The organism is Burkholderia sp. MSh2, from assembly GCF_000731655.1.
GTDB classification, from domain to species: Bacteria; Pseudomonadota; Gammaproteobacteria; order Burkholderiales; family Burkholderiaceae; genus Burkholderia; species Burkholderia paludis.
This window is the reverse complement of sequence record NZ_JPGM01000002.1, coordinates 1-3,170: the sequence shown is the minus strand read 5'-3', so window position 1 is coordinate 3,170 and position 3,170 is coordinate 1. Positions and strand designations below refer to the sequence as shown.

Genomic DNA, 3,170 nt, shown 5'->3' with positions numbered 1-3,170 from the left:
GGCGACGATCACCGAATCGACGCTGCTGCAGACGCCCGAGCAGTTCGGCAACATCCTGCTGAAGGTCAACCAGGACGGCTCGCAGGTTCGCCTGAAGGACGTCGCGAAGATCGGCCTCGGCGGCGAAAACTACAACTTCGACACGAAGTACAACGGTCAGCCGACCGCGGCGCTCGGTATCCAGCTCGCGACCAACGCGAACGCGCTGGCGACCGCGAAGGCCGTACGCGCGAAGATCGACGAGCTCGCTCCGTTCTTCCCGCATGGCCTTGTCGTGAAGTATCCGTATGACACGACGCCGTTCGTGAAGCTGTCGATCGAGGAAGTGGTCAAGACGCTGCTCGAAGGTATCGTGCTCGTGTTCCTCGTGATGTATCTGTTCCTGCAGAACCTGCGGGCGACGATCATCCCGACGATCGCGGTGCCGGTGGTGCTGCTCGGCACGTTCGCGATCATGTCGCTGGTGGGCTTCTCGATCAACACGCTGTCGATGTTCGGCCTCGTGCTCGCGATCGGGCTGCTGGTGGACGATGCGATCGTGGTGGTCGAGAACGTCGAGCGCGTGATGGCGGAAGAGGGGCTGTCGCCGAAGGAGGCGACCCGCAAGGCGATGGGCCAGATTACCGGCGCACTCGTCGGCGTGGCGCTCGTGCTGTCGGCGGTGTTCGTGCCGGTGGCGTTCTCCGGCGGCTCGGTCGGCGCGATCTATCGTCAGTTCTCGCTGACGATCGTGTCGGCGATGGTGCTGTCGGTGCTGGTCGCGTTGATCCTGACGCCGGCGCTGTGCGCGACGATCCTGAAGCCGATCCCGCAAGGGCATCACGAAGAGAAGAAGGGCTTCTTCGGCTGGTTCAACCGCACGTTCAACAACAGTCGCGACAAGTACCACGTCGGCGTGCACCACGTGATCAAGCGCTCGGGTCGCTGGATGATCATCTATCTGGTCGTGATCGTCGCGGTCGGCCTGCTGTTCGTGCGCCTGCCGAAGTCGTTCCTGCCCGACGAGGATCAGGGCCTGATGTTCGTGATCGTGCAGACGCCGTCGGGTTCGACGCAGGAAACGACCGCGAAGACGCTCGCGAACATTTCCGACTACCTGCTGAACGACGAGAAAGAGATCGTCGAATCGGCGTTCACGGTCAACGGCTTCAGCTTCGCGGGCCGCGGCCAGAACTCCGGTCTCGTGTTCGTGCGCCTGAAGGACTACTCGCAGCGTCAGCATGCGAACCAGAAGGTGCAGGCGCTGATCGGCCGGATGTTCGGGCGCTACGCGGGCTACAAGGATGCCCTCGTGATCCCGTTCAACCCGCCGTCGATTCCGGAACTCGGTACGGCAGCCGGCTTCGACTTCGAGCTGACGGACAACGCCGGTCTCGGCCACGATGCGCTGATGGCCGCGCGCAACCAGTTGCTCGGGATGGCCTCGAAGGATCCGACGCTGCAGGGTGTGCGTCCGAACGGCCTGAACGACACGCCGCAGTACAAGGTCGACATCGACCGCGAGAAGGCGAATGCACTGGGCGTCACGGCTACCGCGATCGACCAGACGTTCTCGATCGCGTGGGCGTCGCAGTACGTGAACAACTTCCTGGACGTCGACGGCCGGATCAAGAAGGTCTACGTGCAGGCCGACGCGCCGTTCCGGATGACGCCGGAAGACATGAACATCTGGTACGTGCGCAACGGGTCGGGCGGGATGGTGCCGTTCAGCGCGTTCGCGACCGGTCACTGGACGTACGGTTCGCCGAAGCTCGAACGCTACAACGGTGTGTCGGCCATGGAAATCCAGGGTCAGGCCGCACCGGGCAAGTCGACGGGCCAGGCGATGGCTGCGATGGAATCGCTCGCGAAGAAGCTGCCGGTCGGTATCGGCTATTCGTGGACGGGCCTGTCGTTCCAGGAAATCCAGTCCGGTTCGCAGGCGCCGATCCTGTATGCGATCTCGATCCTCGTCGTGTTCCTGTGTCTCGCGGCGCTGTATGAGAGCTGGTCGATTCCGTTCTCGGTGATCATGGTCGTGCCGCTCGGCGTGATCGGTGCACTGCTCGCGGCGACGATGCGCGGCCTCGAGAACGACGTGTTCTTCCAGGTCGGCCTGCTGACCACCGTGGGCCTGTCCGCGAAGAACGCGATCCTGATCGTGGAATTCGCGCGCGAACTCCAGGTGACGGAGAAGATGGGGCCGATCGAGGCCGCGCTGGAAGCGGCGCGCCTGCGGCTGCGTCCGATCCTGATGACGTCGCTCGCGTTCATTCTCGGCGTGTTGCCGCTCGCGATCAGCAACGGCGCGGGTTCGGCCAGCCAGCACGCGATCGGTACGGGCGTGATCGGCGGGATGATCACGGCGACGTTCCTCGCGATCTTCATGATCCCGATGTTCTTCGTGAAGGTGCGGGCCGTGTTCAGCGGCGAGCGGGAAGATGCCGACGAGGCGCTGCGCCTGGCTCAGGAACACTCGCACCACGAAGAGAAACCGGGCAACGGCGACCAAGGCAACAAGGGACAGTGATGATGCAAAAACACGCTTTGACTGCAATCGCGGTCGCGCTCCTTGCCACGGGCTGCACGATGGCGCCGCACTACAAGCGGCCTGACGCGCCTGTCGCGCAGGCGTACCCGGCCGGCGGCGTCTATGCGACGCAACCGGGTGCGGCCGGCGCGCGCAGCGCGAACGGCCAGGCGGCAACCGCCATCGGCTGGCGCGAATTCTTCGTCGATCCGCGCCTGCAGCGGCTGATCGAGATCGCGCTGAAGAACAACCGCGACCTGCGCGTGTCGGTGCTGAACATCGAGGCGGCGCGCGCGCAGTACCAGATCACCCGCGCGGGCCTGTTCCCGACGCTGGGCGGCGTCGGCAGCGAAAGCCTCCAGCGCTATCCGGCCGGGATCGCGTCGGCGGGCGCGCCCGCGACGTTGTCGCGGGTCTACAACGTGGGCCTGTCCGCGTCGTGGGAACTCGACCTGTTCGGCCGCGTGCAGAGCCTGAAGGACCAGGCGCTCGCGCAGTACCTGTCGACCGCGTATGCACGGCAGGCGAGCGAGATCTCGCTGGTGTCGCAAGTCGCCGATCAGTACCTGACGCTCCTGTCGACCGACGACCTGCTGAAGGTCACGGAAAACACGCTGAAGACCGCGCAGGCGTCGTACAACCTGACGAAGCTGCAGTTCGA

The 3,170-nt window shown here is 64.7% G+C and carries 2 protein-coding genes; both read left to right on the top strand.

Going from position 1 to position 3,170, the window contains the following annotated elements; all coding sequences use genetic code 11:
* Nucleotides 1-2,509 (top strand): efflux RND transporter permease subunit (locus GQ57_RS01420; protein WP_034196865.1); only part of this gene is annotated, 2,509 nt, incomplete at its 5' end.
* On the top strand, nt 2,509-3,170 hold a 662-nt coding region (locus tag GQ57_RS01415; protein WP_034196866.1), incomplete at its 3' end, for a TolC family protein. The genes GQ57_RS01420 and GQ57_RS01415, both read left to right, overlap by 1 nt.